A 25,485-nucleotide genomic window follows, 5' to 3' on the forward strand; every position below is an offset into this window, starting at 1 on the left:
TGGACGACTTTGCTTGTACCTCAAGACAGGATTAAATCCAGAATCGAGCTAATACATCAGTCATAGTTTGGGAAAAATGGTATAACTTCTAGCGTAAGGCATTGCAGAGGTAAACCGGGGGTGAAGATTTCTTTTCAGGTAGATAGCGATCTCAGGTCCTTAGATACCGTTTTAAAGTATTTTGAGCAACTCGAACCGGCGGGCATTCCCCAAAAAGACTGGCTCCAGTGTCAGCTTGCTCTTGCCGAAGGTTTTACCAATGCTGTCCGTCACGCTCACCGACACCTCCCCCCCGAAATCCCGATCGAGATCGAGATCGATATTACCCGATCCCAGATGGAACTTCGCATCTGGGATCGGGGTTCCGTCTTCGATTTAGAGGGCTTTATCGAGAAAAACGCCCATCTTCGCCATAGTTTCTCCGGTCATGGGCAAGGACTGCCGATCCTCCAAAAAATCGCCGATCAACTCAGTTATACTCGCAGCGAAGATCAGCGCAACTGTCTGTTAATTATTAAACAATTTTCCCGCCATGAATCCGATCGCGCCCCTCGTTTCTCCTAGTTGGTTAGTTAACAATCTCGATCGCCCCGATCTGATGGTTATTGACTGTCGTTTTCAATTAAACGATCCCGATCTCGGTTATCAAGAGTATTTAGCCAATCATATTGAAAATTCCTTCTATTTACACCTAGACCGCGATTTATCGGCTCCCGTTGCCCCTCATGGCGGACGTCATCCTTTACCGAATCCGCAGACAATAGCCGCTAAATTAAGCTCTCTAGGGGTGATTTCCGGCCAAACCCATGTCATCGCCTACGATGCCTCCCGTTTTGCCTTTGCCAGTCGTCTCTGGTGGTTATTGCGTTATCTGGGCCATGAAAAAGTCAGTATTCTCGATGGTGGTTGGCAAAATTGGTTAAATGCGGGTTATCCCGTCTCCAATCAGATACCTGTGCCGAAAACCGGCGCTTTTCTCCCCCAAGTTCAAGAGGATTGGGTAGTCACAATTGAGCAGGTAAAAAGGCACAAAGAGCAAGCGGGAGTGGTGTTAATTGATGCTAGGGAAAGCGATCGCTATCGGGGTGAAAGGGAACCGATCGATCCGATCGCCGGCCACATCGAGGGGGCGCTGAATTATCCCTGGTTGGAAGTCACCGATAGTCAGGGTTTTTCTCAACCCCAGGACCAGCAAACACAACGTTGGCAAGAGCGGCAAGGCGATCGAGAAATTATCCTCTACTGTGGTTCAGGAGTGACAGCCTGTGTTAATATCTTTTCCCTTACCCTAGTCGGATACGAGAATGTTAAGCTATATTCTGGAGGTTGGAGTGATTGGTGTTCCTACCTGATCTAACCGGCCCTATTGATACCCATCTATCGAGAAAGATTATCAAAATGACCTAATTACTGTACAATCCCTCTATTATCACTTTTAATTATTCCGAAACTATTATCTAATTTGTCTCCTAAGTGGGTGGGTGGAATTAAATATAAGATGAACGTAGGTTGGTCTTCGGCCGTGAGCTTTTGCCGAACGGTTGAAGCATGAAACCCAACGCCAGATTATGTTACGCTACCGCTAACCCATCCTACAAATAATTGTGCCGCCCTACTTAGACAAAAAAGCTAATTTTTATTTTAGTTGCTATCTTTTTGCTCTCAAATCACCGCTATTCCTCAAAGAATAGTCATTTTCCCCCGTAAAATTACTAAAAAGTAATTTTATAGTTAAACTCTATAAAAAATTAGGTATGTATTTTGTATGACAGAAGCCGGTCTTTGTCATTGTAATGGTGGCACCCGTCCGAAAGATCGCCTTTCGATTTTTGTGGATGGCAATAATATGTTTTATGCTCAACAAAAAAATGGTTGGTTTTTTGACCCGCGCAAGGTGTTAAATTACTTCACTAATGACCCGAATATTATGTTAATTAATGCCTTTTGGTACACGGGTTTAAAAGATTCCCAAGATCAAAGAGGTTTTCGCGATGCTTTAATTAGTTTGGGTTATACGGTGAGAACAAAAATTTTGAAAGAATATTATGATGATAGTTCCGGTCGTTTTTCTCAGAAAGCTAATTTAGATATCGAAATTGTCGTCGATATGTTTAATACCGTCGATCAATACGATCGAGTGATTTTATTTAGTGGTGATGGCGATTTTGAACGAGCGATCGAACTATTGCGCTCTAAAAATACTCATATTACCGTAGTTTCTACGGAAGGGATGATCGCTAGGGAATTGCGAAATGCCACCGATCGCTATATTGACCTGAATGATCTTCGCAAAGATATCGAAAAAAGTGATTATTAATCGGCCGTTTTGTCTTTAAACCGGCTATTTATCCCATTTTTCTTTATTGGTATTCCTCACCCCAATCCCTCTCCCAGAAGGGGATAGGTGAGGCAATTAACCATCTCTTGTTTATTTTTCCTTGAGTCGAAAGAGTAAAAACTGATTGACCTGATTCGGATTAAAATTATCATCACTGACTAAAATCAAAGAGCGACTACCATCAGCTAATCTTGGACCGAGGGTCATTCCTTCTAAATTATCTAAATCAATCCCCAAAGTCCCTAAATCTAGTAATAATTTTTTCCGCAAGGGTTGCACCTGTAAAGCTTCTAATTCTCCCGGTATCCGAGCAATTTTCGACGTATCAGTGGCACTACCATTAACTACCTGAAATAGTTTCGCTCCAAAACCTTCTAAACCAAAAGTTCGCTCTAAACTGAGAAAATAACCCTCTTTTTCTAAAGCTAATAATTCCGTTAAACCGTAGTATCTCGCACCACTGGGCGGCTCATCTAACACATACAATTGTTCTGATACTAACACCGGCGCACCAATCGGATCAATAACATAATGAAGAAGTCGCACTCTGAGATTTTCTGCTCTTTTTCCCGTGGGACTATCTTGAATTAAAGCGTTTTCTGTGGCAGTAAACAAACGAAAAGGATCGTCTTTGAGAGTGCTGGTAATCCCTAAAGTTAAGGATTCAAACCCTAAATTATCCTCTATTCCCTTTTGATTGCTATCATCTGGTAAAAAGCGATTAGGAATTAACAAAGACTCCTTTAATTGTCCCTGCAAATCAAATTCAGCAATAAAAGGAGCAATTCCCTCTTTAACCGCACCTTCACTGGAAATAAATAACGTTTGTCGGGGCGAAAAAGCGATACCTTCCGGGTCGATCGATCCCTTTTTAAACGTTTCTCCCTTGCCATCTTTTAGGAACGTGACCGCCTCTAAATTCACTTTTTCGATTTTTTCATCATTTATCTGCAAACTAGCCGTATAAAAGCGGGCCGGAGCTTTCTGAGAACGATCATCACTGAGGAGATAAAAGCGGTTATTGGCACGATCATAGGTAATTGCCGATAATCCCCCCACTCTTGTCTCCTGATAATCCGCTTCTGGTAATTGATATTCTCCCAAAAACTCGACCGAGAGGGGTAGAAACATTCGTTGTTCTGCCAAAACTTGTGGGGAGACACCACAGGCAGCCAGAGTAAAGGTTACAATCAAACTAGCAATTAAACCCAAAATTGGCAAACGCAAATTTTCGGCAGTCAGTCTCTTATAGAATCGATCAATCACAAAATATCACCCTCTACTACGCTCCTATCAATCTATTATGCTACGTTTTTCTCTCGGTTTATGGCTCTGTTTGATCGGTACTTCCCTTCCTCTCCTAGCACAAACAGAAACCCCTGCACCCAATCCCCTCGAAACTCCCTTAAAAAGTCCTTTATTACCCGCAATCGATCGCCCTTTAACTCCCTTGGAGCGTCGTCAACTGTTATTATACATCGATCAACGCGATGCTGAAGCTCAAGCTAAATACGATGCGGGATTAAATGAGGAAGCTTTTCCCATCTGGTATGAAGTGATTAAATTAAATCGTTATTTAGGGGCCAAAGAAGAAGTAAAATCTTTGGGAAAAGTGGGGTTAGCCGCTTGGAATCGAGATCGAACCGAGGATGTTAAATTAATTACTGCTCGTTTAAAATCTCTGCAACAAACCGCAGAAACTAACCAGACAATGGACGGGGAATTATTAGCATTACTAGGTACATCCTATCAACAGGTACGAGCTTTTAATGAGGCGATAATCATCTATGATCAAATTCTAGCTAATGCCAGACAATCTGGAGATAACGACGCAGTAGAAGCAACTCTAAATCAACTTGGTCAAATTCATTTATCCCGTTTTGATTATCAAAAAGCCGCCCCAGTATATGAGGAATTATTAACTATTTCTAAGGGGCAGAATAATTCTTTAACTCAAGGAATTTATTTGCAAAGACTAGCAGAAATTTATCGAGAATCTTTGCAACCAGCTAACGCAGTAAAAATTAAAGAAGAAATAGCTGAAACCCAGATCAGAAATCAGCAAATACAGTTAATTCCCGCTCTAAAAATTCAAATTGGTTTAGATTACCAAGCTTTAAAAGATGCAAATAAAGCCAGCCAAAACTTTCAAGAAGCCTATTCTCTCGCTTTTGCTTTACAACAGTACGGCACCGCAGGAGAAGCTTTAAATAAGTTGGCAGAACTTTATAAAAGTTATCAACAGGTAGATTATGCCCTACAAATCTATCAAGAACTAATTAAAGTCCATGAATTGGGTTATAATTACTACGGTTTAATGAACACCTACGATCAAATCGGTCAAATTTATCTAGAGAGAAAAAATTATCCCCAAGCTTTACTCGCTTTCCAAAAAGGTGCGGAATTAGCCCAAGCTATCCGTTATCGTGAACAATATTTTCAAACCCAAATCACCCAAGTTAATCAAGCAATAAATAATCCTGAATAGTGATCTTTAAGTCTTTGAATAGTTAACTATCAGATGGACGGGGAAATGGAGAAGTGGGGAAATGGGGAAGTGGGGAAATTTCAACTCATCCCCTAAAACCCTAAAACCCCCCGCAACGCGCACGCAGTGACCACCCCAAAACTCTAACACCCAAAACCCTAAGCGGGGAACAGAGCGAACAAATTAACCAAAACTTCGGCGATATCGTAGTTAAGGGGAAAATCGAACCTAAGGACTTGAGTCCTCTAGTCGCCCTCGAAGAGCATCCCGAAAGAAAATCAACCCTAGGCCAGAGTTTCCGGACAGTATCCTAAACCCTTAGTAAATTGTTGGCGAAAAGCCTCTATATCTTGCTGATCCGGGGTACCATGGGAGACGATCGCCACTTGGTAACGACGCATGACATCAATGGGAGATTGTCCCGTTTCCAAACTCCAAAAAACCATCTGGAGACGCATTTCCGGTTGATAGGGAATCCCTAACTCATTCATGTAGGCGCGAAAATCACCGTGTTGGCAAGGAGTGAGCATTTGATTAAACTTGACCTTGACTACCCAACCGTTAATCTGATGAATAACCGTCATGACGGAGGAGGGCAGATGAGTCATCGATCGCAGGTATTCGGTGACTCGTAGCGTTAAACTAGCATTAGCAAGAAAATAGAGATAGTCCATAGTGGCCGCTGGGCTGTTGGCTAATAGTCACAATTAGTGTTATATCTCTAGTCTGACGATAAACCGTTCCATACACCAAGGGGAGAAATCCCCGATTTAGTGAAGTTCGCCTGGGTAGGATTACCCAACTTTTGCGAAGATCTTTATTATGATAATGATGATGATCCCTGACCAATTACTCTCCAGCTACGATTATCACCTTCCTCCGGAGTTAATTGCCCAAAATCCCGCAGAACCCCGAGACAGTTCCCGTCTTTTGGTGGTAGATTCTCCCAATAGTCATAATTTGGCTATTTTTCGGGATTTACCCACCTGGTTAGAGTCGGGGGATTTGCTGGTTTTCAACGATACTCGCGTGATTCCAGCCCGTTTATTTGGACGTAAAACCACGGGCGCCCCCGTAGAAATATTACTACTAGAAGAACAGGATGACCATCGTTGGTTATCCCTAGTCAAACCGGGAAAACGCTTTAAAGTCGGTTCAGAAGTCCTTTTTTATCCGAAAACAGGGCGAACAGAAGACGAAGCAAAATTATGGTTAGCGAAAATAATCGACCGAGATATGAATACCGGTGGTCGTCTGCTGGAATTTCAACGTCATCCCGGGCGCAGTTTTTGGGATATGTTGGAGGAGTACGGTCATATTCCTTTCCCCCCCTACGTCACCGAATCGGAGGCGGAAGAAGACCGTTATCAAACAGTTTACGCTGATAAACAGGGTTCTGTGGCCGCTCCCACGGCCGGACTACATTTTACTCCCGAATTATTCCATAAGCTCGCCCAGAAGGCCATAGATACCGCCTATATCACCCTTCATGTGGGAGTGGGAACCTTTCGTCCCGTGGAAGTAGAAAATATTGCAGAACACATAATGCACCAAGAATTTTTAGAGATTTCCGCCGAAACTGCCGAAAAAATCGCCCAAACAAAGGCCAGAGGTGGCCGGGTTATTGCCGTGGGAACCACCGTAGCCCGGGCCTTGGAAGGGGCGATTAAAGAAAGTAAGAGCGAGAAATTAACCGCTTTTCAGGGAAAAACGAATTTATTTGTCTATCCTGGTTATCAATGGCGGATTATCGACGGCATGATCACTAATTTTCACCTACCTAAGTCTAGTTTGATGATGTTAGTTAGTGCCTTAGTCGGACGGGAAAGACTACTGGCATTGTATCAAGCAGCTATCCAAGAGCGTTTCCGTTTCTATTCCTTCGGTGACGCTATGTTAATCCTACCCAGCGCTTGCAGCAGTAATCGGTAAGTAGAAGGAGGAGCAGAACTGCGGAAAGGACAACAGGGAAGGGAAAAATATGTGTAAGCTGCCCGCGCATCTAAATTGGTCTAGGTCAATTATCGAACCACCTCTACCCTGTTGTCTATCCCAACCAAGAAATGAAAAGAAAAGAGCTTAAAATCGGTCGCCGCTATTCTGGCAAATCCTGGCAAATATTTGTAATTATTGCCTTCATCGCCGCCGCTCCCTTCGCTATTTTTTATCTGATTGCCTTGGCTTATCTTTGGCAAGGCGATCAACTTTTGGCCGCGGGGGAGAAGGAATCGGCTCTGTCTGCTTACCAAACAGTTTTATCTTTTCACGAAAATTCAGTCCAAGCCCATATAAAAATCGCTCAGGTCTTACAAAGTCAAAAACGCTATTCTGAAGCCTTACAAGCATATAATCGTGGCTTTATCATTAATGATAAACCACCGATGGAACCCTCCCTAAGTAATCATTTAGTCGCTTTGGGAGATATTTTCGCCCAAGAGGAAAAATGGTCAGAGGCGATCGATGCTTACCAAAAAGCAATGATCATTAAACCAACTTTTAAAGGGCAATTTCAGCTAGGAAAAGCCCTTTATAGTTTACAACGTTGGGATGAGGCGGCGAAAGCTCTGCAAGCAGCGGTTTTTCTCGATCCTAGTCAGGGAAAAGCCTATTTTTATCTGGGAAAGGCCTACAGTGAACAGCAACTCTGGCAAGAGGCCAGTTATGCCTATCAGCAAGCTCTAGAATTGATACCTAGTCAGGGTGAAATATACAAAAAATTAGGAGAAACCCTAGCAAAACAGGGAAAATGGGAGCAAGCAGAGCAAATATATCGACAGGCTCTAATTTACTCCCCTAAAGATGGGGATATTTATAATTATTTAGGGAAAGCTTTAGCGGAACAGGGAAAACTAGGGGAAGCCATGGCAGTTTTTCAACAGGCACGCCAAATTAGCCCCAAAAATGCCGAGATTTACGAAAATCTCTGTTATACCTATATCGATAGTGGTCAGATCGATGAGGGTCTAAATTGGTGTCGGCAGGCCGTAGAAATTGATCCCAATTTATCAGAAGCTAGATTTATTTTACAGGAAATCCAACGGGGGCGATTAATTCACGACAATCCCGAATTATTAAAAATGCCAGAGATAATTCCCAGTGTTAACAGTGATCCTCTGGTGAATTTAAAACGCTCAATTGTTAAAATTGTCATTCGCGGCAAAAATAACAATGGGATCGGCACTGGTTGGTTATTAAAACGAGATCAAGATAGAGCTTGGATCGTGACTAACCGTCATGTGGTGACGAATTCCCGTCAGGAAATCGATGCAGGAGCGCGCATTTTTGTCGAGTATTATAGCCAACCCCCCCAGGGAAAAATTCGCAAGCGTTCAAAAGCTAAAATTCTCCACACTACCCCCCCTAACGATTGGCTCGATTTAGCAGTATTAGAGGTAAAAAATCCCCCGCCAGATTTAAAACCTTTAGCTTTAGCACCCCTACCAATTGCCCCTAATCAACCGGTAATCTCGATCGGTAATCCTTTTAATCAAAAAGATTGGACTGTCAGCAAAGGCACGGTTAATGATAATAACGAAAAATCCTTAAGTTTGTCCATGTTTGTCGTTTCTGGACAGTCGGGAAGTCCAGTTTTAAACGATAAAAATCAAGTGGTGGGAGTGATTTCCCAAGCGAGTTTATTTTGTGATAATCCCTCCACTCCTAAACCCCTAGAAAATGCCGTTAGATTGGGCTGCGGTTTAGCGATTCCCATTGACAGAGTGCGAGAAAGGTTAAGGGAGTGGCAATTATAAATTATGAATTATAAATTATGAAGTGGGGAACTTTTTCAGTTATCAGTGAACAGTAATCAGTAATCAGCTTCTGAAGGCAAGAGGTAAAAGAAAGAATCTGGCAATTCTCCTACCTAAAAAGAAGGTTATAAACTAAGTACATCAAAGCTTTTAGCTTAACAAATTAGGTTTTAGTTTCGGCCTTTGTTATCAGTTATCAGTGGATAGTGATACTAAATCCAGTTATTAAAAACTGATTATTTATTCCCCTTTGCATGAGTGCCTCTTGCATGACTGCTTCTCCGCATAACTAGCCTGTACTCAACGGATTTAGTATGATTGATCACTGTTTACTGTTTACTAAGTAGCTGGTTATAATTAAATTAAAAATGGATTTTAGGTTCGATCCCCCCTTAGTCCTAGGCTTGATTCATAGTAGGGTTGATTCATGAATCAACCCTACCCTTAGTCCCCCTTGATAACGGTGGTGTCTGATAATTTTTAACGCCTACCTACTTATTTACTGTCTCCTGGTTACTGATAACTGATAACTGGTTACTGATAACTGATAACTGCTATGCTAGTCTAGGCAGAAAACCAGTCGATCGAAATCACCGTGGCTAACCAAGAAGCAACTTCCCCCGCTATTCGTACCCCTTTATACGACCTAATTGCCCAACAAACCAGCAAATTTACCCCTTTTGCGGGTTGGGAGATGCCGATACAGTTTAGCGGCCTAAAAATCGAACATAATGCTGTCCGCAATGGTGTCGGGATGTTTGACATTTCCCACATGGGCAAATTTATCTTAACTGGAGATAATCTGGTTCAATCTCTCCAAACCCTAGTTCCCTCTAATTTAGCCCGTTTAAGGGCAGGAAAGGCACAATATAGCGTTTTACTCAACCCGGACGGCGGTATTATCGATGATATTATCTTTTACTACCAAAGCGAAAACCAAGGCGTATTAATTGTTAATGCTTCAACCACCGATAAAGATCGAGAGTGGATTTTAGGCAATTTAGAGGGATCGGGGGTCAAATTAAAGGATTTATCCCGAGAAAGGGTCTTAATCGCCCTGCAAGGACCCAAGGCGGCGACAATTTTACAGCCCTTGATCGGGGAAAAATTAAGCGATTTTGGGCTATTTAATCACTGGGAAAGCCAGCTTTTCGGGGAAAAAGTTTTTATCGCTAGGACCGGTTACACGGGAGAAGATGGTTTTGAAATTATGGCCCCCCCTGAAATCGGACAGCAACTTTGGACGGAATTTTTAAATTTAGGGGTGACTCCCTGCGGTTTGGGGGCGCGGGATACCCTGCGTTTAGAGGCAGCTTTAGCCCTTTATGGACAGGATATCGACGATAGCACGAGTCCTCTAGAGGCTGGCTTAAATTGGTTGGTTCATCTGCCAGAAAAAGGCGATTTTATCGGTCGCAATGTCCTCGAAGACCAAAAACTTAATGGTGTGAATCGGCGCTTGGTGGGATTGCAGATGTCCGGCAAACATATCGCTCGTCACGATTATCCGGTAGTATTCGCCGGGGAAGTGGTGGGTAAAGTCACCAGTGGCACTTTATCACCAACTTTAAACACAGCGATTGCTTTAGCCTATCTTCCCACACCTTTCGCCTCGATCGGACAGGCGATCGAAGTGGAAATCCGCGGCACCACCTACCCCGCTACCGTCGTTAAAAAACCCTTTTACAAAAGTAAAAAGTAGGGTGCGTTGCTAACCATTGGTGTCAATCCAGTAGGGTGCGTTAGTAACGCACCGAGAAAAAAGGAGCAATAATTTGGTGGGTTACGGCGAACACAAAATCAATACTAAACTGTAGCAGTTACCGTCGCCTAACCCACCCTACAGCTGAATCCTGAAAATGCAATCCGTAGACTTTACCACCCTCAGCGCCACTTGTGCCGAAATTGCCGCCACTTGGCTACCGGCGAGACTAGAACAAGTGTATCAAATTGATCGCCAAACGATCGCCCTCTATTTACGAACCTTCGATCGCAAGGGATGGTTAATTATTTCTTGGCATCCCCAAGGAGCGCGGCTGCATATTGGTGAGCCACCGCCAAAAGTCCCTGATACCTTCACTTTCAGCGATCAATTGCGTCATCAACTCAATGGTTTTGCGCTGACAAAATTAGCATTTGTTGCCCCGTGGGAAAGAGTCGTCGATCTACAATTTGCCCAACGTCCCGATGATCCGGCGCTGTGGCATTTGTATATAGAAATTATCGGCAAATATAGCAATGTGATTTTAACAGCTGCCGATCGGCAAATTGTCACCGTTGCCCATCAAGTCAATGCCACCCAGTCCAGTGTTCGCACCGTACAAACGGGACAAATCTATCAACTACCCCCCGTTTTATTGGCAACAGATCCCAGTTTAGAAGAATCCTTGAGCAGTTGGCAAGCTAGGGTTAGTTTAATCCCTAAAACTCTCGAAAAACAGTTAGTTAGTACCTATCGTGGGGTTAGTCCAGTCATCGCTCGATCGCTGTTGCAAAAAGCCAAGATTAACCCGAAATTAAACACGGATCAGTTAGATAATACTGATTGGGAAAAGCTCTTTTCAGCTTGGCAAGAATGGTTAAAAATGCTCGAAAATAAAACCTTTCAACCGGGATGGACAAGAGAAGGTTATACAGTGATCGGTGGGGAGATACTGGCAACGGCTAAAAATGTTCAAGAATTATTAAACCGTTATTATAGCGACCAAATTAATCAAGAAAGCTTTCGACAACTACAGCAAAAATTAAACCAAAAAGTCATCTCTTTACTGACTAAACTGCAAACCAAAGCCGCAGGATTTCAAACAAGACTAGCAGAATCTGCTGATGCTGATCGCTATAAAGAGCAAGGGGATTTATTAATGGCCAATCTGCAACAAATACAGCAGGGAATGACTAGCATTACTTTGGCAGATTTCCAGACAGGAAAACCTGTCATTATTCCTCTCGATCCCGAAAGAAATCCCGTACAGAATGCCCAATATTTTTATAAACAACATCAGAAATTAAAAAGAGCGCGGTTAGCGGTGGAACCTTTATTAGAGGAAGTGGTCAGTGAAATTAATTATCTCGAACAAGTGCGATCGAGTTTAAGTCAACTAGAGAATTATAGCAGCAGCCAAGATTTAGAGGCATTAGATGAGATACAAGAAGAATTAATTCAACAAAAGTATCTAGAAAGCAATTACCAGCGTAATCGGGCGAATAACAAAGAATCAGAACCCATGCGCTTTACTACTCCCTCTGGAGTAGAATTATGGATTGGCAGAAATAACCGTCAAAATGATCGGCTAACTTTTCGTAGCGCCGGCGATTACGATATCTGGTTTCATAGTCAAGAAATCGCTGGTAGTCACGTTTTACTCCGTTTAACCCCCGGTACAGTTCCAGAAGCCACCGATCTGCAATTTGCCGCGGATTACGCCGCTTATTATAGCCGCGCTCGCCATAGTGAACAGGTTCCCGTCGTCTATACCCGTCCCAAATACGTCTATAAGCCCAAGGGCGCCAAGCCAGGTATGGTGGTTTACAAACAGGAAACGGTAATCTGGGGCTGTCCTCAGAGGGTTGAGGATTACCGCAAAAAATAATTTTTTACCAAATTGTTTACTTTTTTTTACACAAAATGGGTATTGTCTGTTACAATTGTTACTAGAGAGACAAATGCAGTTCAGGCGCTTGGGAACGCAAGAACTATATTTCCTCGGATTACAACAACAAACAACAGCAAACCAGTGGTAGCAGCCGATAGTCTCGGGAAAGACACAAAAAACCGACTATTTAGGTGGTATTAAAGCGACCACTGGTATTTTATCTTCACCTAACTGGTTCTGTCACATTTTGTAGTCGTGCAAAATTAATTTCCCTGCAGCCAGAAGGCTTTAAAACATCTAGCCTTTTCCTTGATCCCAGCCATGTAAACTTTGATTAAGAGAAAGATTTCTAGCTCCGCTCCGATGTTATATTAATAATTGAAGCTAAAGAAAAAAGCTTCCCTGACAGATCAACTGGCAAGGTTATAAAGGTCAAGTTCACAAAGGAGTAAACCCTGTTAAAGTTACATTCTGTCTCGATAACGACGATAACAGCGATCGACCTGAACGCTCATATTTCCTAGAGTAGAGAACAAGGGAGTTAGGCAATTGGAACTAAGGTTCAATGCTTCTCCAACCAGTCTCAAGTTATGAGGGGAAATACCTGAGAATCGGTAAACTGATCGCTGTTATTGTTTGTCAACACAAGTAATTGATAATTGCAGTCGTTCTCCTTTGGTGAGATAATAGAAAGTCTTCTGTTCAAAAGGATATCGATAGGATGCGACTCTCTCAACAGCTTTTTGTCACTCTCCGGGAAGACCCGGCCGAGGCGGAAATCCCCAGTCATAAATGCTTGGTCCGTGCCGGTTACATTCGTCGCATTGGCAGCGGCATTTACGCCTATTTACCCCTGATGTGGCGGGTTTTACAGAAAGTCTCCCAGATAGTCCGGGAAGAAATGAATAAAGCCGGCGCCCAAGAATGTTTGCTTCCCCAACTGCAACCGGCGGAACTCTGGCAAGAATCAGGCCGTTGGGACACCTACACAAAAGCAGAAGGGATTATGTTTGCCCTGACGGACCGGCAAAACCGGGAGTTAGGATTAGGACCGACTCACGAAGAAGTAATTACTGCCGTCGCTCGTGATTTAATTCGTTCCTATCGACAATTGCCGGTTAATTTATATCAGATTCAAACTAAATTTCGCGATGAAATTCGCCCTCGTTTTGGTTTAATGCGGGGACGAGAATTTATTATGAAAGATGCCTATTCTTTCAATCTCGACGAGGAATGTTTAAAGAAAACCTATCAAGCGATGGATATAGCTTACCGGAATATTTTCCGCCGTTGTGGGTTAGCTTTTCGGGCAGTAGAAGCCGATTCTGGAGCGATTGGCGGTTCCGCATCCCAAGAATTTATGGTCTTAGCTGATGCTGGAGAAGATGAGGTTTTATTTACTGCCGATGAAAAGTATGCGGCTAATGTGGAAAAAGCCGTTTCTTTGCCAGCAGATAAAGTGGCTTCTCCCTTTAAAAAGTTTACTAAAAAAGAGACTCCTAACACCAACACTATCGAAAGTTTAGCTAAATTTCTCGATTGTTCTGCCACTGCTATCGTCAAAAATGTTCTCTACGAAGTGGTTTATGATAGCGGCATAACTGTTTTAGTTTTACTGCATATTCGCGGTGATCAAGAAGTTAACGAAGTTAAACTACAAAATGAATTAGTTAGACAGGCGGGCCGTTACAATGCTAAAACAATTTTGGCTTTAAAAATACCCGATGCTGCCGCTCAACAGCAATGGGCAACTAAACCTTTACCTTTAGGTTATATTGCTCCTGACTTAGAAGATAATTTGCTCAAAAAAGCCAGCGATATCGCTCCTCAGTTTTTACGCATAGCAGACAACACAGTGACAGACTTAGAAAACTTTATCACTGGTGCTAATGAAACTGGGTTTCATGTAGTGGGGGCGAATTGGGGTAAGGATTTTATCTTACCGGAATTAATCGTCGATCTACGCAAAGCCCGGGTAGGCGATCGAGCTATTCATGATCCTAATCAAACCTTGCAAAGTGCCAGAGGAATTGAAGTCGGTCATATCTTCCAATTGGGCTATAAATATTCTCAAGCTATGAATGCTTTTTATACTAATGAAGCGGGAGAATCTACCCCCATTTGTATGGGTTGTTATGGTATAGGAGTATCGCGTTTAGCCCAGGCAGCCGTAGAACAATCCTACGATAAAGATGGCATTATTTGGCCCGTAGCTATTGCCCCCTATCAAGCGATTGTGGTTATTCCTAATTTAGCCGATGCCGAGCAGGTAAAAACCGCCGAAAGTTTATACAATGAGTTAAATCAAGCGGGCATTGAAACCCTTTTAGATGACCGGAATGAACGTGCAGGTGTTAAGTTCAAAGATGCGGATTTAATTGGGATTCCCTATCGCATTGTCACGGGTAAATCTCTCAAATCGGGTAAGGTGGAATTAGTCGAAAGAGCCAGTAAAAAAGCGTCAGAAGTAGCAATTAATGAGGTGGTTTCCTATTTAAAAACTGCTATTTCAAAGGTAAATGCTTCTGATTAAGTGATTAAATATACAGATAATTTTGCCTGTTTATAGTTCTGATGATCGAATATGAGTCGGGGGACCTCCTGTTATAAAGGGCATCTCAAAAGCTATTGACAATTGGCCAATTTTGTGATCCGCGTGGGCATTTTAAGTGATACCAGTCAATCAGAATAGTTACGAACTCGACCTATTTGGTCGATTGTTGCTTAACAATTGAGATGGCAAATTCTACTCAAATATGCCTGAATTGCCCTCTGGGTAGGCAACCCACATAAAGTTCATTTTGTCAAGGATTGTTAGGATGCGCTTACCCTGTTTGCTAGAGTGGGAGCATTCCATTTGAGATAATAATTTTTTTCAAGTAATAGGGTGGCCGCTTCTAAGGGAAATGGGCCCCTTTAATACGACCATAATATCAATATCTGAGTCCTCATTGGCGTTACCCCGCGCTTGTGAACCAAAAAGGATGAGTTTTACTAACCGTTTTCCATAAAACTTTGCTAATTCTTGGCGAAATTCTTGTAGTATAGGCATTAGGGTTTGTAATTGAGCCATTGTTTTATTAGCTAGAAATTATTTTTTGTAATAAATTGTATTGATGGATGTCACTTATTCACTATTTTATCGGATTTTTGCGATTGCGTAGGGAGTGTGGAAAGATGGGGAGGAATGCGATCGCCAATGAAATGTGGATGGGTCATTCATTCGACGGCTCATAGCGTTCTAAACTTTTAATAAAATCATCGGTTTTCTTCTCGCCATGCTGCTTGACGGATAGATTTAGGGGTGATATTTCTGTCTTCCCACAATCCTGCCAGGGCAAAGAATTCTTGCTCGTTATCAGATAATGTTGTTTGATCTTCGATGATTTCTACAGAGTCAACAAAATCTAAAGCAGTTAAAATTTTAGAGAGTGTTTCTGCTTTTTCTTGGTCACGAATGTGTACGATTAGTTGTTTCATGGTAGTTTATTTTGCATTGATTTGATATTAATGATCATTGTCTAATTCTGTTTTTAGCCAATTAAGAATCGGAGAACTAATACGAATTCCATAATTAACTAACTGTTGTGATAAATCTAAAATTTCTTGTTTAGATAGATAACCTGCATAAAAACCAACCAAGAGAATTCCTAATGTTCCTTTGACGGTTAATTCCATAGCTTTGGCAACTCTTCTTGCTAATTTCTCATCTATAATTACCCAGTCTAGTTTAATTGAAATTGCCAAGAGAATAACTTCTAATTCTCCTCGATCTAATCCTAGTAATAGCGGTTCAAGAGGAGATGATGATGCAACTTCTTGAACTTGAATCCAATTGGCATTTTTGAGTTCTTTTGCCCCCGGTTTATTATCTCCAGCGATGACAATTTCTTGATAAACTGCCCAAGGAATAATCACTTCATTAAATAGCTGATTAAGAAGATCTAATTGATTAATCAAAGATAAGGCGATGATCGGTGTAGAATTAACAATTATCTTCATTCTCTTGGATTTTTTGGGCTAATTTACGGCTGGTTTGTATTTCTGATTCCCATTCTTCTGCTGTGTAATCAATAATGGAAAAACCATACTCAGAGAGAAGTGTATAAAATGTATATTTATCGCATCCTAATACTTGTGCGCCAATTCCTGCTGAAATTTTTCCTTCTTGATAAAGATGCCCTAATGTATAAATTATGACTTTACGAGAGAATGCTTCTTTTTCTTCTCTGGCAGCAATGAGGAGTTCTTCGGGAAATGTTACATTAATGCTCATGAGTGTTTAAAGATAATTTGTTTTTCTTGATTTTAGCAGGAATAATATCGCTAATTAATTGATGGTTGATAATTAAGATTCTCTATATTGTTCTCTTTAGTTGTTTATAAATTTCATCATCGTTTCGTTTGTCAATCAGCAAGATTTCTAGTGTTTGCTCCTCAACACGATAAACGATTCGATATTCACCAATATCGGCTCTATGATAGGAGTATCCTTTTAACTTTAGAGAATCTTGGGGATAGGGATTTGTTCTCAGTTCGGTTATTTTTGTGGCTACTTGTTTGGCGTGTTTATCTGGCAGTTTTTTTAAGCGTTTAGTTGCCTGTCGAGATAGGTTAATCTTAAGCATTTAAAATTTCTGACAGTAAAGCCTCACTTTCTGTTGTTCCGATAAAACCTTCTTGATGAGCTTTTTCTGCCTGTAAAGCCAAAAGTTGATTTTCTAACTCGGAAAATCTCTCAAATTCCTCGATTGACAGCACGACTGCAACATTACGTCCCTTTTTTGCTATCTTTACTGGTTCTCTTCGAGCCAAGTCTAACAGTTCGCCAAAGCGATTTTTTGCTTCTGAGGCTCCTAATGTTTTCATAACTAACCTTTATAGAAACTAGCCATTATGACCATTTTAGCTATTATAGCAATTATTGACAGGAGAATCACCGCCACCAGCGGCTGACTTCTCTAATTGCTTGATGGATTTCTCTTAAAGCGACCTCTCCCCCAAAATGAAGGATTAAAGGCGCTAAGTTGGGAATAGTTTCGAGGAAATTAGGACGAGTGAGAGTACCCAAAGCCTGAAGGACATCTTGCCAGAAAGATAAGTCAACATTAGCAGGGGTTAAGGTGGCTGTTAATGCTTCTAATGCCTCTGCACGAGATTCTTCAGACCCAATCCCTCTGGCAATTTCTAAGGCTTCGGGTAACACTTCAGGTAAATGGGGAGCTAACCGTGTCAATGCCCTTGCACGCAAGTATTCATACTCAATCCCTCTGGCAATTTCTAAGGCTTCGGGTAACACTTCCGGTAAATGGGGAACTAAATTGGTCAATGCCCATGCACGGTTATCTTCATCCCTAATCCCTCTGGCAACCGCTAAAGCTTCGGGTAACAAACTGACCGGTAAATGGGGAGCTAACTCTCTCAATGCCTCTGCACGGTTATCTTCATCCCTAATCCCTCTGGCAACCGCTAAAGCTTCGGGTAACACTTCCGGTAAATAGGGAGCTAACCCTGTCAATGCCCTTGCACGGTAGTATTCAGACCCAATCCCTCTGGCAATTTCTAAGGCTTCGGGTAACACTTCCGGTAAATAGGGAGCTAACCCGGTCAATGCCCTTGCACGGTAGTATTCATACCCAATCCCTCTGGCAATTTCTAAGGCTTCGGGTAACAAACTTTCCGGTAAATGGGGAGCTAACTCTCTCAATGCCTCTGCACGGTAACGGTAGGACAAAATCCCTCTGGCAATTTCTAAGGCTTCAGGTAATAAACTGGGCAAATGGGGAGCTAACCCTGTCAATGCCCTTCCACGGTCGTATTTATCCCAAATGGCTCTGGCAATTTCTAAGGCTTCGGGTAACACTTCAGGTAAATAGGGAGCTAACCCTGTCAAGGCTTCTGCACGAGAAAATTTATCGTCAATGACTCTGGCAAGTTCTAAGGCTTCGGGTAACACTTCAGGTAAATAGGGAGCTAACCCGGTCAATGCCCTTGCACGGTAGTATTCATCCCTAATCCCTCTGGCAACCGCTAAAGCTTCGGGTAACAAACTGACCGGTAAATAGGGAGCTAACCCGGTCAATGCCTCTGCACGGTCGTATTCATCCCTAATCCCTCTGGCAATTTCCAAGGCTTCGGATAACACTTCGGGTAAATAGGGAGCTAACCCGGTCAATGCCCTTGCACGGAAGTCTTCAACCCGAATCCCTCTGGCAGCTTCTAAGGCTTCGGGTAACAAACTTTCCGGTAAATAGGGAGCTAACCCTGTCAATGCCCTTGCACGGAAGTTTTCAACCCGAATCCCTCTGGCAGCTTCTAAAGCTTCGGGTAACACTTCCGGTAAATAGGGAGCTAACCCGGTCAATGCCCTTGCACGGTAGTATTCATACCCAATCCCTCTGGCAATTTCTAAGGCTTCGGGTAACACTTCCGGTAAATAGGGAGCTAACCCGGTCAATGCCCAAGCACGGTTGTATTCATACCCAATCCCTCTGGCAACTTCTAAGGCTTCGGGTAACACTTCAGGTAAATGAGGAACTAACTCAGTCAATGCCCATGCACGGTCAGATTTATCCCCAATCCCTCTGGCAATTTCTAAGGCTTCGGATAACAAAGTAGAAGTAAGATAGGGACTAATTGCTGTTAATCCTCCGGCTTGCTTCTCAGAATCTGGATTTTGCCGTACATAAGCCAAACCCTGAGCAGGTGTCCAGATTTCATGTTTAATCAGTGCCGCAATTAATTCTGGTGGAATATTAGTCGCCAAACTATTAAGAGAAGTGGTGATTAAAGCATAACGCACCTGTAACCCCATAGACTCACTCTTGTTCTCAATAAAATGCTCCTCCGCCAGTTGCCAAGCCCGGGAAACATCCTTAATAAAAACTGCTGTTTTCCCTTCCCTTTCACATTGACTATACCAACCATTATGACCTTCTGCGGTTTCTTCCCTCAGTAATAGATGAATCTGGGCTATCTGTCCCGCTTTTTCCAAATGCCAGAGCAATTGATTATAAATATAGCCATCATCCTCTAAACTGTGCCAATTTGATCCCCCTAAATCCCCCTTACTAAGGGGGACTTCCACCTCTTTTCCCCCCTTTTCAAGGGGGGTTAGGGGGGATCTCTCCTTTTCAAGGGGGGTTAGGGGGGATATCTCCTTTTCAAGGGGGGTTAGGGGGGATATCTTAATTTGTCTTTGATACCGTTGTAAAAGTTGCCCATGCGCTTCAGAAATCGACAAACCTAACCCCGGTAATCGATAATCCGTTTCAGTATTAGGAGACGCTAGGATCAGATTTCGGGCTAAATCATGTAACAAATCATGGACCCGATAACTCGTTAATAGTTCACTAGAAACCCCCGTTAATAATAAAGCTTTACCCCGTAAATATCTTAAAGTTTGCCTCGCTTCTCTAACCGGACAATCCCATAAAGTCGTCGCCATTTTTTCGGTAATGGTAACATCATCGGGTAACACCCCTAACCAGCTAAATTGTCTCAATCTTTGCCCATTTAACCGCTTTAAACTGAGATTAAAGCAAGCAATTAAACTATAATGTTTTCGTTTTTCTTCATTGACAGTATCTCCAGCTTCCAAGCGATCTAAAATTTCTAAATGAGCGATTTCTGCTCGTAAATCTTCGATTAATTCAGCCCAAGGAATCCCATCTTCAATTTGTGCCGCCGTCAACTCCAAAGCTAAGGGTAAATAACCGACAATTTTGGCTAATATTTTGGCTTGTTTCTGATCTGCTAAATTTAATTCATGCTTTAAATAACCCGTTAATAAGGCTAAAGATTGGCTTTCCGTCATCACATTCAAATCATAACGAATTGCTCCTTTAACGGGAACTTCCCTAGTGGTTACTAATAATTTACATTGATTTACTGCTACTCTAAAAGGATCAATATCTTCCACATTCCAGAGATCATCTACCACTAATAAAGCCTTTTTATCTGCCAATAAAGTCCTCAAGTGTAAGGATGCCGCATCAATACCCGTCGGCTTAAAATTATAATCTCCTAAAGCTTGAATCCAGCCATGAAGAAAGGATAAAATATCTGGTTGTTGTCCTAAAGTTGCCCAGAAAATGCCATCAGGAAAATAAGCTTGAACTTCTTTTTCTTGTGCTAATGCCGCCGCTAAAGTGGATTTACCAATCCCTCCTAATCCATAAATCGCACTAATAACTAAAGTTCCAGTTTTTTCCGTTGTTTCTGACAATAAAAGTTGTTTTAATTCAATACTAACCTCTGGACGTTCGACAAAATAACTCGGTTTAGGAGGAGCTTGATTGCGATAGGAAGAAGATTTTAAAGAAGCGGATATAACGGGTTTAGGTTCAGGATCAATATCATGGTTTTCTAATATCTCACACCATTCGGGATTGTCATAAACCCTGGCCAAAGATTCAGCTTCTAAAGATGCCGGACGATCTCTAATTGGCTGTTTAGATTGTACCCCAATCACTAACCCATGACAAACAATTGCTGATCCCGATGTTCCTTGCCAAGGTGACTGATCTTCTGCTAATCTTTCTAATTGTTCATCGGTGGGTTGTATGTCTTGACTATCTTTAATATTTAATAACAACCGGTTATGAGGCGCACGATTAGACACATCGATAGTTCCCTCAATATGTAACCCTGTGGCGTATTTTATCTCATCTTCAACATACCGTAAAAATAGAGGAAAGCCCAAACAGTCAAATTTAACTTTTTTTGTGGTATTAGCATCAGGTAACACCCCAAAACCTACAGGATTACAAGTTTCGATAGTTTCTGGTAATTCAACTAAAGCTATATCTATATTATCCGGTGCTTTCCAAATTACTTTAGCGTCTATATCCTGCTTATCAGAATAGTCTGATGCTGATCTAATTCGTACTTTACAGTCGTTACTATTATCAAATAGATGCCGACAAGTCAAGAGTAAACGTCCCCCAATTCGATAGGCAGTGCCATACTTAGGGGCAACAATTTCTAAAGCGCGATCGGGTTGGAATTGGGGCATAACTTATCGGATTGATGTAACCTATTCTTCTGGGATGGCGATGGGTTACGCTTCGCTAACCCATCCTACAAATTAACTGCTTTGGGGGCAAGCATTGCGTCCCTAGGGGTATAAAATTCTAATCGGGAATATCATCACTTGCTGTCTTGATAGGTCCTCCATCTTTCCCAATGGGTTTAAGGGGAATTTTAATTCTATGGGTTATCGTATCTTTATTGGTGACACCCCCACCCATTTCTACTACCCAAAATTTCAGCCCACCTTTGCCTTCTTTCGACTGCTCAACCACAAATTGAACCTCTAATTCAATTTCACCCACTTCAAAGCGAATCTGCTCACCCTCAGAGGCTAAAATAGATTTACTCAGTTCAACCCGCAATGCTTCTAAGGTTTCTCGAAGTCCAACTTTATTGATGTCCATAATTCTCTAGTTATTTTTGAAGGATGCAAACAAAAACCCTTTCAATTCTATCGTTTTTCTGAAACTTTAGGGCAGAGAGATTGCCTTTATCCAATTGATATAATAGCCCAACCCGATCGCTAAGGTAAGCGCGGGTTGGGAAAAGAAATCGACCTAATATTATCTCAAGACTAAAATGACAAATTGAATTAGCATCGAGCTATTTTGCTAATACAAGGTGTCAAAATAAAACTAAGGAGCTAAACGTTGCCTTTGCCAACTGCCATCTTCTTGACGATAATAACAGAGACGATCGTGGAGACGACTGGGGCGACCTTGCCAGAACTCGATTAAACTAGGAATTAGGCGAAATCCGCCCCAATGAGGAGGACGGGGAACTTCACGACCCGCATATTCTTCTTTTAGTTCTGCTAGGCGTTTTTCGAGTATATCTCGCCCAGAAATCACTTCACTTTGATTGGAGGCCCAGGCCCCTAAACGAGATTCCCAGGGACGGACAAAAAAGTAATTATCCGATTCCTCCTCGCTGATTTTTTCTACAGTTCCCTCAATCCTAATTTGCCGTTGCAATTCTCCCCACCAAAACACTAGGGCAGCATTGGGATTGGCGATTAATTCCTGTCCCTTGGCGCTTTGGTAGTTGGTAAAGAGAACAAAACCGCGAGGATCGAAGTCTTTTAACAGTACCATGCGGGCCCGGGGTTTACCCTCCGGGGAAATAGTGGCTAAAGTCATAGCGTTGGGTTCCAATCTTCCCGAAGATACCGCCCGTTCTAGCCATTGTTTAAATACAATGAAAGGATCGGCAGATGTTTCTGACTCTAGCAATTCTTCAAGATTGTAGTCCAAGCGCAGGTCAGCGATCGATATGTCCATGGTTTTGCTTGCTAAATTTTATCCTTTGAGATCCTACAAGATTCTACAATCATGACTATCACCTCGGCCAGTGATGCGATCGCCTCTCTTTTAGAAATGGCGGAACAGGGAGAAATTGACCCCTGGGATGTGCAGGTTATCGATGTGATCGATCGCTTTTTGGCAGAATTGGGGTTATTAAATGATCTAGATTTAGCCATGGCCCAGGCTAATTTACCCCAATCGGGACAGGCTTTTTTATGGGCTTCTATGTTAGTTTTATTTAAGGCTGATACCCTAGAAAGATTGTCTTTGGACCAGCAAGAAGAAAGTCTGATTGATGAGGAAATTAGCGACTTAGAACGGGAATTAAGAACTTTACCCCGTTATCTAGAAAATCATATTCGCCGTCGTACTGCCGCCCCACCACCGCGAAAAAGACGGGTAACTTTGCAGGAGTTAATCACTCAATTACAACAGATTGCCCTAGAGATTGAAGCTTTACCGAAACTGTCTGTAGTTGTCCCGAAACCCCGGCCCCAATCCCGACGGGAAGCGGTACAAATTATCACGGAATTGGCCCACCAAGAAAACCTGACGGAATTGGCAGCGGAACTGGACTTTTTTTTGCAGAGAAAGTTTTTTCAATTGGAGAAAAAGGAGATAGAGTTTGAGTATTTATTAGATTTATGGCAAGCGGAAAAGCCTTCTAGTCACTCGGCAACACAGGAAAAGGTGGCGATTTTTTGGGCTTTACTTTTACTGGCTTCTCAATCAAAAGTGGAGTTAAAACAGGAGGATTTTTATCAGGATTTAACTATTTGTTTGATTAGGGTTTGCTGAAAAAGTTTTTTCTAGAGGCAGGGTGTGCGGTGTCGGGTGTGGGCTTCGGCCGTGAGCTTTTGCGTTCGACTGAGCGTTCGACAAAAGCTCACGCCGAAGTCTCACGCCGAAGTCCGAACGGGTGTAGGGTTTTACCGATTTTGAGGGGGTCAATTACCTAATTTTCAGGGAAAAAGTACCTGAATTTTCCCCCCGATCACTCCCAGTCCCGGAACTTTTTGATGGGAAAAAAGTCTAAAAGTTTTATCCAACAAGGTTTTTAGATTTATTCAGCCAGCCCTAATTAAAAACCAATAGCGACGGCAGCCTAACTAGACCGTTGTAAATTTTTGTTACGAAGCGCAGTCAGATCGAAGAATCGGTGCTATACCCGCAGGAAAAAAGCTTATGTTATTTCAGCTGATTGTCAGGAATCCAGCTAAAGGACGTTGTTTGCAGTACGCTAATCTAGCTAACAGGCTTCTGAGTTTGATATAGGGAAAAGTTCGGCTCGATCACGCCAAAACGGGGTGATATGCTCAAAGTTTCCACATATCCTTACTCTGAGGATTGTTATCGGTCAAGTTTCTGTATAATCAATAGTTGGGCGGTAAGCATAAACCACAGCTACTAGGCATTTAGAGTGCTTGCCCTTCAAGTATGTGGACTACAAGTAGTGTAGCCAAGAATGAAAACTTATATAATACCCTAGATATAGCAATCAACATAAAGTTCCCTATGGCTGCAACAACCGTCAAAGATATTAGCAATCCTGATACATATAAAGGTTTGTACTCATTCCACAAATATTGGGGTAAGAAGCCGACCGAGAGCATTTCTTTTTTTATACAAAACTATACAAGTATCACTGATATAGTTCTTGATCCTTTTTTAGGTTCAGGTCTAATTAGCCGAGAATGTTTATCTCAGAAAAGAAGGTTTATTGGAATTGATATTAATCCATTTTCAGTTGAACACACAAAGTTTCTATTAGAGCTGCCAGAAGCCACATCATTTCGTGAGACTTTCAAGAGTGTTGAAACTAATATCAAGCAGAAAATTAATGATACATACCGTACCAGTAATGGAAAGATTGCATCTCATTACCTATGGAATGGCAAAAACCTCTCAAAGATATGGATTAAACCAGAGGTAGGTAGAAGTAGAATTGAAATCGAACCAAATGAGTTTGATTGGGAAAATTTCAACTCGTTTTCTCAGTATTCAGTTCGTAATATTAGAGAGGCAATTTTTTTCACAAACTCTAGAATTAATTCTAACAACCAGATGTCCATCTATGATTTATTTACTAGCAGGTCTTTACATAATATTGATCTGATACTCGATGAAGTAAAAACACTTCCTGATACGCTTAAACGAGCTTTCTTGTTAACTCTTACTTCCTCCTCGGGGCAAATGTCATCTATGGTGTTTGCAATTACTAATAGAGGGAAAGCTAAGAAACAAGTTTCTAATAAGATTGAAGTTGGAAGCTGGGTTATTGGTTACTGGCGACCGCACTTACACTTTGAGATCAATGTTTGGAATTGTTTTGAAAGTAGAGCCAACAAATTACACAAGACTTTGCTTAACATTGGCAGACGTGAACATCCACAATGCGAGTCGATAAACAGGCTTTTAGAAAGTACTCAAGGTGCCTTGATTCTTAATGAGGATTGCTTGAGCGTGATGAAAACCATACCTGAGAAAACCATAAAGCTAATTTGTACCGATCCACCTCATAGTGATAGGATTCCCTACCTTGAGTTAAGCGAGATGTGGAATTCTATCTTAAATGAGAAAGTATGTTTTGAAAAAGAGATCATTGTTTCTAATGCCAAGGAAAGAAACAAAAAGAAAGATGAATATATTAAACAGATGAAACTATTCATCAATGAAGCGAGTCGTGTCCTTACTGATGAGGGAATATTCTTAATGTATTTTAATGCGCGCGATAAGCAAAGCTGGAGGTTTCTAGAGGTTCTCGAAAACAGTTCTGATTTAAACTTTGTCGGTACTTTCCCTATGGAATACTCTGCAAATTCGGTAGTTCAGGATAATAGGAAAGGCGGGTTAAAGACAGATTATGTTCTTGTACTTGTTAAAAAGAGATTCAATATTAAGTTCCAGCATAGGCTAGATGAAATCCCAGGATGGTCAGCTTCACTACCAAAAGTGGGTTTGGAACCATGAAATTTGA

General features: G+C 41.9%; 21 protein-coding genes and 1 pseudogene. 11 read left to right on the top strand and 11 right to left on the bottom strand.

What is annotated here, in order from left to right:
• Positions 1-120 precede the first annotated feature (120 nt).
• The 3 genes from myaer_RS00315 (at position 121) to myaer_RS00325 (ending at position 2,317) form a co-directional block, all read left to right on the top strand.
• Positions 121-564 carry an ATP-binding protein gene (locus tag myaer_RS00315; RefSeq protein ID WP_046660491.1) on the top strand — a complete coding sequence of 148 codons (444 nt, stop codon included), beginning with the start codon at positions 121-123 and terminating at the stop codon, positions 562-564.
• The gene (locus myaer_RS00320; RefSeq protein ID WP_046660492.1) at positions 533-1,357 is read left to right on the top strand and encodes a sulfurtransferase; all 825 of its coding nucleotides are present in this window, start codon (positions 533-535) and stop codon (positions 1,355-1,357) included. Before myaer_RS00315 ends, myaer_RS00320 begins: the two co-directional genes overlap by 32 nt.
• Before the next feature lie 408 nt (positions 1,358-1,765).
• Positions 1,766-2,317 carry an NYN domain-containing protein gene (locus myaer_RS00325; RefSeq protein WP_002802138.1) on the top strand — a complete coding sequence of 184 codons (552 nt, stop codon included), beginning with the start codon at positions 1,766-1,768 and terminating at the stop codon, positions 2,315-2,317.
• Positions 2,318-2,428: 111 nt separating this feature from the next.
• Here the strand turns inward: myaer_RS00325 and myaer_RS00330 are convergent, their stop codons facing one another.
• A complete protein-coding gene (locus myaer_RS00330; protein ID WP_046660493.1) occupies positions 2,429-3,604 on the bottom strand; it encodes an esterase-like activity of phytase family protein in 1,176 nt (391 codons plus the stop codon).
• Positions 3,605-3,641: 37 nt separating this feature from the next.
• Between myaer_RS00330 and myaer_RS00335 the strand changes: the two genes are divergently transcribed.
• Complete coding sequence (locus myaer_RS00335; protein ID WP_046660494.1) at positions 3,642-4,826, top strand: tetratricopeptide repeat protein; 1,185 nt, start codon at positions 3,642-3,644, stop codon at positions 4,824-4,826.
• A gap of 284 nt (positions 4,827-5,110) precedes the next feature.
• Here the strand turns inward: myaer_RS00335 and myaer_RS00340 are convergent, their stop codons facing one another.
• The gene (locus myaer_RS00340; protein ID WP_002733765.1) at positions 5,111-5,500 is read right to left on the bottom strand and encodes a hypothetical protein; all 390 of its coding nucleotides are present in this window, start codon (positions 5,498-5,500) and stop codon (positions 5,111-5,113) included.
• 160 nt (positions 5,501-5,660) lie between these two features.
• On the opposite strand from myaer_RS00340, the gene queA reads away from it, so the two are divergent.
• The 5 genes from queA to myaer_RS00365 all read left to right on the top strand — a co-directional run bounded on the left by queA (position 5,661) and on the right by myaer_RS00365 (position 14,704).
• Positions 5,661-6,758 carry a tRNA preQ1(34) S-adenosylmethionine ribosyltransferase-isomerase QueA gene (gene queA / locus myaer_RS00345; RefSeq protein WP_046660495.1) on the top strand — a complete coding sequence of 366 codons (1,098 nt, stop codon included), beginning with the start codon at positions 5,661-5,663 and terminating at the stop codon, positions 6,756-6,758.
• A gap of 131 nt (positions 6,759-6,889) precedes the next feature.
• Positions 6,890-8,578, top strand: a complete 1,689-nt coding sequence (locus tag myaer_RS00350; protein WP_046660497.1) for a serine protease — start codon at positions 6,890-6,892, stop codon at positions 8,576-8,578.
• 595 nt (positions 8,579-9,173) lie between these two features.
• Positions 9,174-10,280, top strand: a complete 1,107-nt coding sequence (gene gcvT / locus myaer_RS00355; RefSeq protein ID WP_046660498.1) for a glycine cleavage system aminomethyltransferase GcvT — start codon at positions 9,174-9,176, stop codon at positions 10,278-10,280.
• A 157-nt stretch (positions 10,281-10,437) separates the two neighbouring features.
• Positions 10,438-12,168, top strand: a complete 1,731-nt coding sequence (locus myaer_RS00360) for an Rqc2 family fibronectin-binding protein (protein ID WP_046660499.1) — start codon at positions 10,438-10,440, stop codon at positions 12,166-12,168.
• A 724-nt stretch (positions 12,169-12,892) separates the two neighbouring features.
• Positions 12,893-14,704 (top strand): proline--tRNA ligase, encoded by a 1,812-nt coding sequence (locus myaer_RS00365; RefSeq protein ID WP_046660500.1) that lies wholly within the window; start codon positions 12,893-12,895, stop codon positions 14,702-14,704.
• Positions 14,705-15,073: 369 nt separating this feature from the next.
• Here myaer_RS00365 and myaer_RS00370 read toward each other — a convergent pair.
• From myaer_RS00370 to pdxH, 9 genes and pseudogenes are all read right to left on the bottom strand, one after another.
• Positions 15,074-15,244 (bottom strand): annotated as a pseudogene (locus myaer_RS00370) (nucleotidyltransferase domain-containing protein); the annotation flags it as partial.
• A gap of 185 nt (positions 15,245-15,429) precedes the next feature.
• The gene (locus myaer_RS00375) at positions 15,430-15,651 is read right to left on the bottom strand and encodes a hypothetical protein (RefSeq protein ID WP_046660501.1); all 222 of its coding nucleotides are present in this window, start codon (positions 15,649-15,651) and stop codon (positions 15,430-15,432) included.
• A 27-nt stretch (positions 15,652-15,678) separates the two neighbouring features.
• On the bottom strand, positions 15,679-16,173 hold the full coding sequence (locus myaer_RS00380; RefSeq protein ID WP_046660503.1) for a nucleotide-binding protein: 495 nt from the start codon (positions 16,171-16,173) through the stop codon (positions 15,679-15,681).
• Positions 16,157-16,447, bottom strand: coding sequence for a UPF0175 family protein (locus tag myaer_RS00385; RefSeq protein WP_008203693.1), 291 nt, complete (start codon positions 16,445-16,447; stop codon positions 16,157-16,159). Before myaer_RS00385 ends, myaer_RS00380 begins: the two co-directional genes overlap by 17 nt.
• Positions 16,448-16,529: 82 nt before the next feature.
• Entirely contained in the window at positions 16,530-16,799 is a 270-nt protein-coding gene (locus myaer_RS00390; RefSeq protein WP_002739840.1) for a type II toxin-antitoxin system RelE family toxin, read from the bottom strand.
• Entirely contained in the window at positions 16,792-17,040 is a 249-nt protein-coding gene (locus myaer_RS00395) for a type II toxin-antitoxin system Phd/YefM family antitoxin (RefSeq protein WP_002739617.1), read from the bottom strand. Before myaer_RS00395 ends, myaer_RS00390 begins: the two co-directional genes overlap by 8 nt.
• Positions 17,041-17,107: 67 nt before the next feature.
• Positions 17,108-21,187: an NB-ARC domain-containing protein gene (locus myaer_RS00400; protein ID WP_052734149.1), complete on the bottom strand. Its 4,080-nt coding sequence runs from the start codon at positions 21,185-21,187 to the stop codon at positions 17,108-17,110.
• Between the two features lie 118 nt (positions 21,188-21,305).
• Entirely contained in the window at positions 21,306-21,608 is a 303-nt protein-coding gene (locus myaer_RS00405; protein ID WP_046660507.1) for a trypco2 family protein, read from the bottom strand.
• Between the two features lie 231 nt (positions 21,609-21,839).
• The gene (gene pdxH, locus myaer_RS00410) at positions 21,840-22,484 is read right to left on the bottom strand and encodes a pyridoxamine 5'-phosphate oxidase (protein WP_002787824.1); all 645 of its coding nucleotides are present in this window, start codon (positions 22,482-22,484) and stop codon (positions 21,840-21,842) included.
• 51 nt (positions 22,485-22,535) lie between these two features.
• On the opposite strand from pdxH, the gene myaer_RS00415 reads away from it, so the two are divergent.
• Together myaer_RS00415 and myaer_RS00420 are read left to right on the top strand one after the other, a co-directional pair.
• Positions 22,536-23,306 (top strand): segregation/condensation protein A, encoded by a 771-nt coding sequence (locus myaer_RS00415; RefSeq protein WP_046660508.1) that lies wholly within the window; start codon positions 22,536-22,538, stop codon positions 23,304-23,306.
• A gap of 717 nt (positions 23,307-24,023) precedes the next feature.
• Positions 24,024-25,478, top strand: coding sequence for a DNA methyltransferase (locus myaer_RS00420; protein ID WP_002778098.1), 1,455 nt, complete (start codon positions 24,024-24,026; stop codon positions 25,476-25,478).
• Positions 25,479-25,485 lie beyond the last annotated feature (7 nt).

This window comes from Microcystis aeruginosa NIES-2549 (assembly GCF_000981785.2).
Classification (GTDB): Bacteria; Cyanobacteriota; Cyanobacteriia; order Cyanobacteriales; family Microcystaceae; genus Microcystis; species Microcystis aeruginosa_C.

Bases quoted from the DNA above. Each gene is read 5' to 3' on its own strand.
- myaer_RS00320 (WP_046660492.1), top strand. From the start codon at position 533: ATGAATCCGATCGCGCCCCTCGTTTCTCCTAGTTGGTTAGTTAACAAT.
- myaer_RS00325 (WP_002802138.1), top strand. From the start codon at position 1,766: ATGACAGAAGCCGGTCTTTGTCATTGTAATGGTGGCACCCGTCCGAAA.
- myaer_RS00335 (WP_046660494.1), top strand. From the start codon at position 3,642: ATGCTACGTTTTTCTCTCGGTTTATGGCTCTGTTTGATCGGTACTTCC.
- myaer_RS00340 (WP_002733765.1), bottom strand. From the start codon at position 5,500: ATGGACTATCTCTATTTTCTTGCTAATGCTAGTTTAACGCTACGAGTC.
- queA (WP_046660495.1), top strand. From the start codon at position 5,661: ATGATCCCTGACCAATTACTCTCCAGCTACGATTATCACCTTCCTCCG.
- myaer_RS00350 (WP_046660497.1), top strand. From the start codon at position 6,890: ATGAAAAGAAAAGAGCTTAAAATCGGTCGCCGCTATTCTGGCAAATCC.
- myaer_RS00360 (WP_046660499.1), top strand. From the start codon at position 10,438: ATGCAATCCGTAGACTTTACCACCCTCAGCGCCACTTGTGCCGAAATT.
- myaer_RS00365 (WP_046660500.1), top strand. From the start codon at position 12,893: ATGCGACTCTCTCAACAGCTTTTTGTCACTCTCCGGGAAGACCCGGCC.
- myaer_RS00375 (WP_046660501.1), bottom strand. From the start codon at position 15,651: ATGAAACAACTAATCGTACACATTCGTGACCAAGAAAAAGCAGAAACA.
- myaer_RS00380 (WP_046660503.1), bottom strand. From the start codon at position 16,173: ATGAAGATAATTGTTAATTCTACACCGATCATCGCCTTATCTTTGATT.
- myaer_RS00385 (WP_008203693.1), bottom strand. From the start codon at position 16,447: ATGAGCATTAATGTAACATTTCCCGAAGAACTCCTCATTGCTGCCAGA.
- myaer_RS00390 (WP_002739840.1), bottom strand. From the start codon at position 16,799: ATGCTTAAGATTAACCTATCTCGACAGGCAACTAAACGCTTAAAAAAA.
- myaer_RS00395 (WP_002739617.1), bottom strand. From the start codon at position 17,040: ATGAAAACATTAGGAGCCTCAGAAGCAAAAAATCGCTTTGGCGAACTG.
- myaer_RS00400 (WP_052734149.1), bottom strand. From the start codon at position 21,187: ATGCCCCAATTCCAACCCGATCGCGCTTTAGAAATTGTTGCCCCTAAG.
- myaer_RS00405 (WP_046660507.1), bottom strand. From the start codon at position 21,608: ATGGACATCAATAAAGTTGGACTTCGAGAAACCTTAGAAGCATTGCGG.
- pdxH (WP_002787824.1), bottom strand. From the start codon at position 22,484: ATGGACATATCGATCGCTGACCTGCGCTTGGACTACAATCTTGAAGAA.
- myaer_RS00415 (WP_046660508.1), top strand. From the start codon at position 22,536: ATGACTATCACCTCGGCCAGTGATGCGATCGCCTCTCTTTTAGAAATG.
- myaer_RS00420 (WP_002778098.1), top strand. From the start codon at position 24,024: ATGGCTGCAACAACCGTCAAAGATATTAGCAATCCTGATACATATAAA.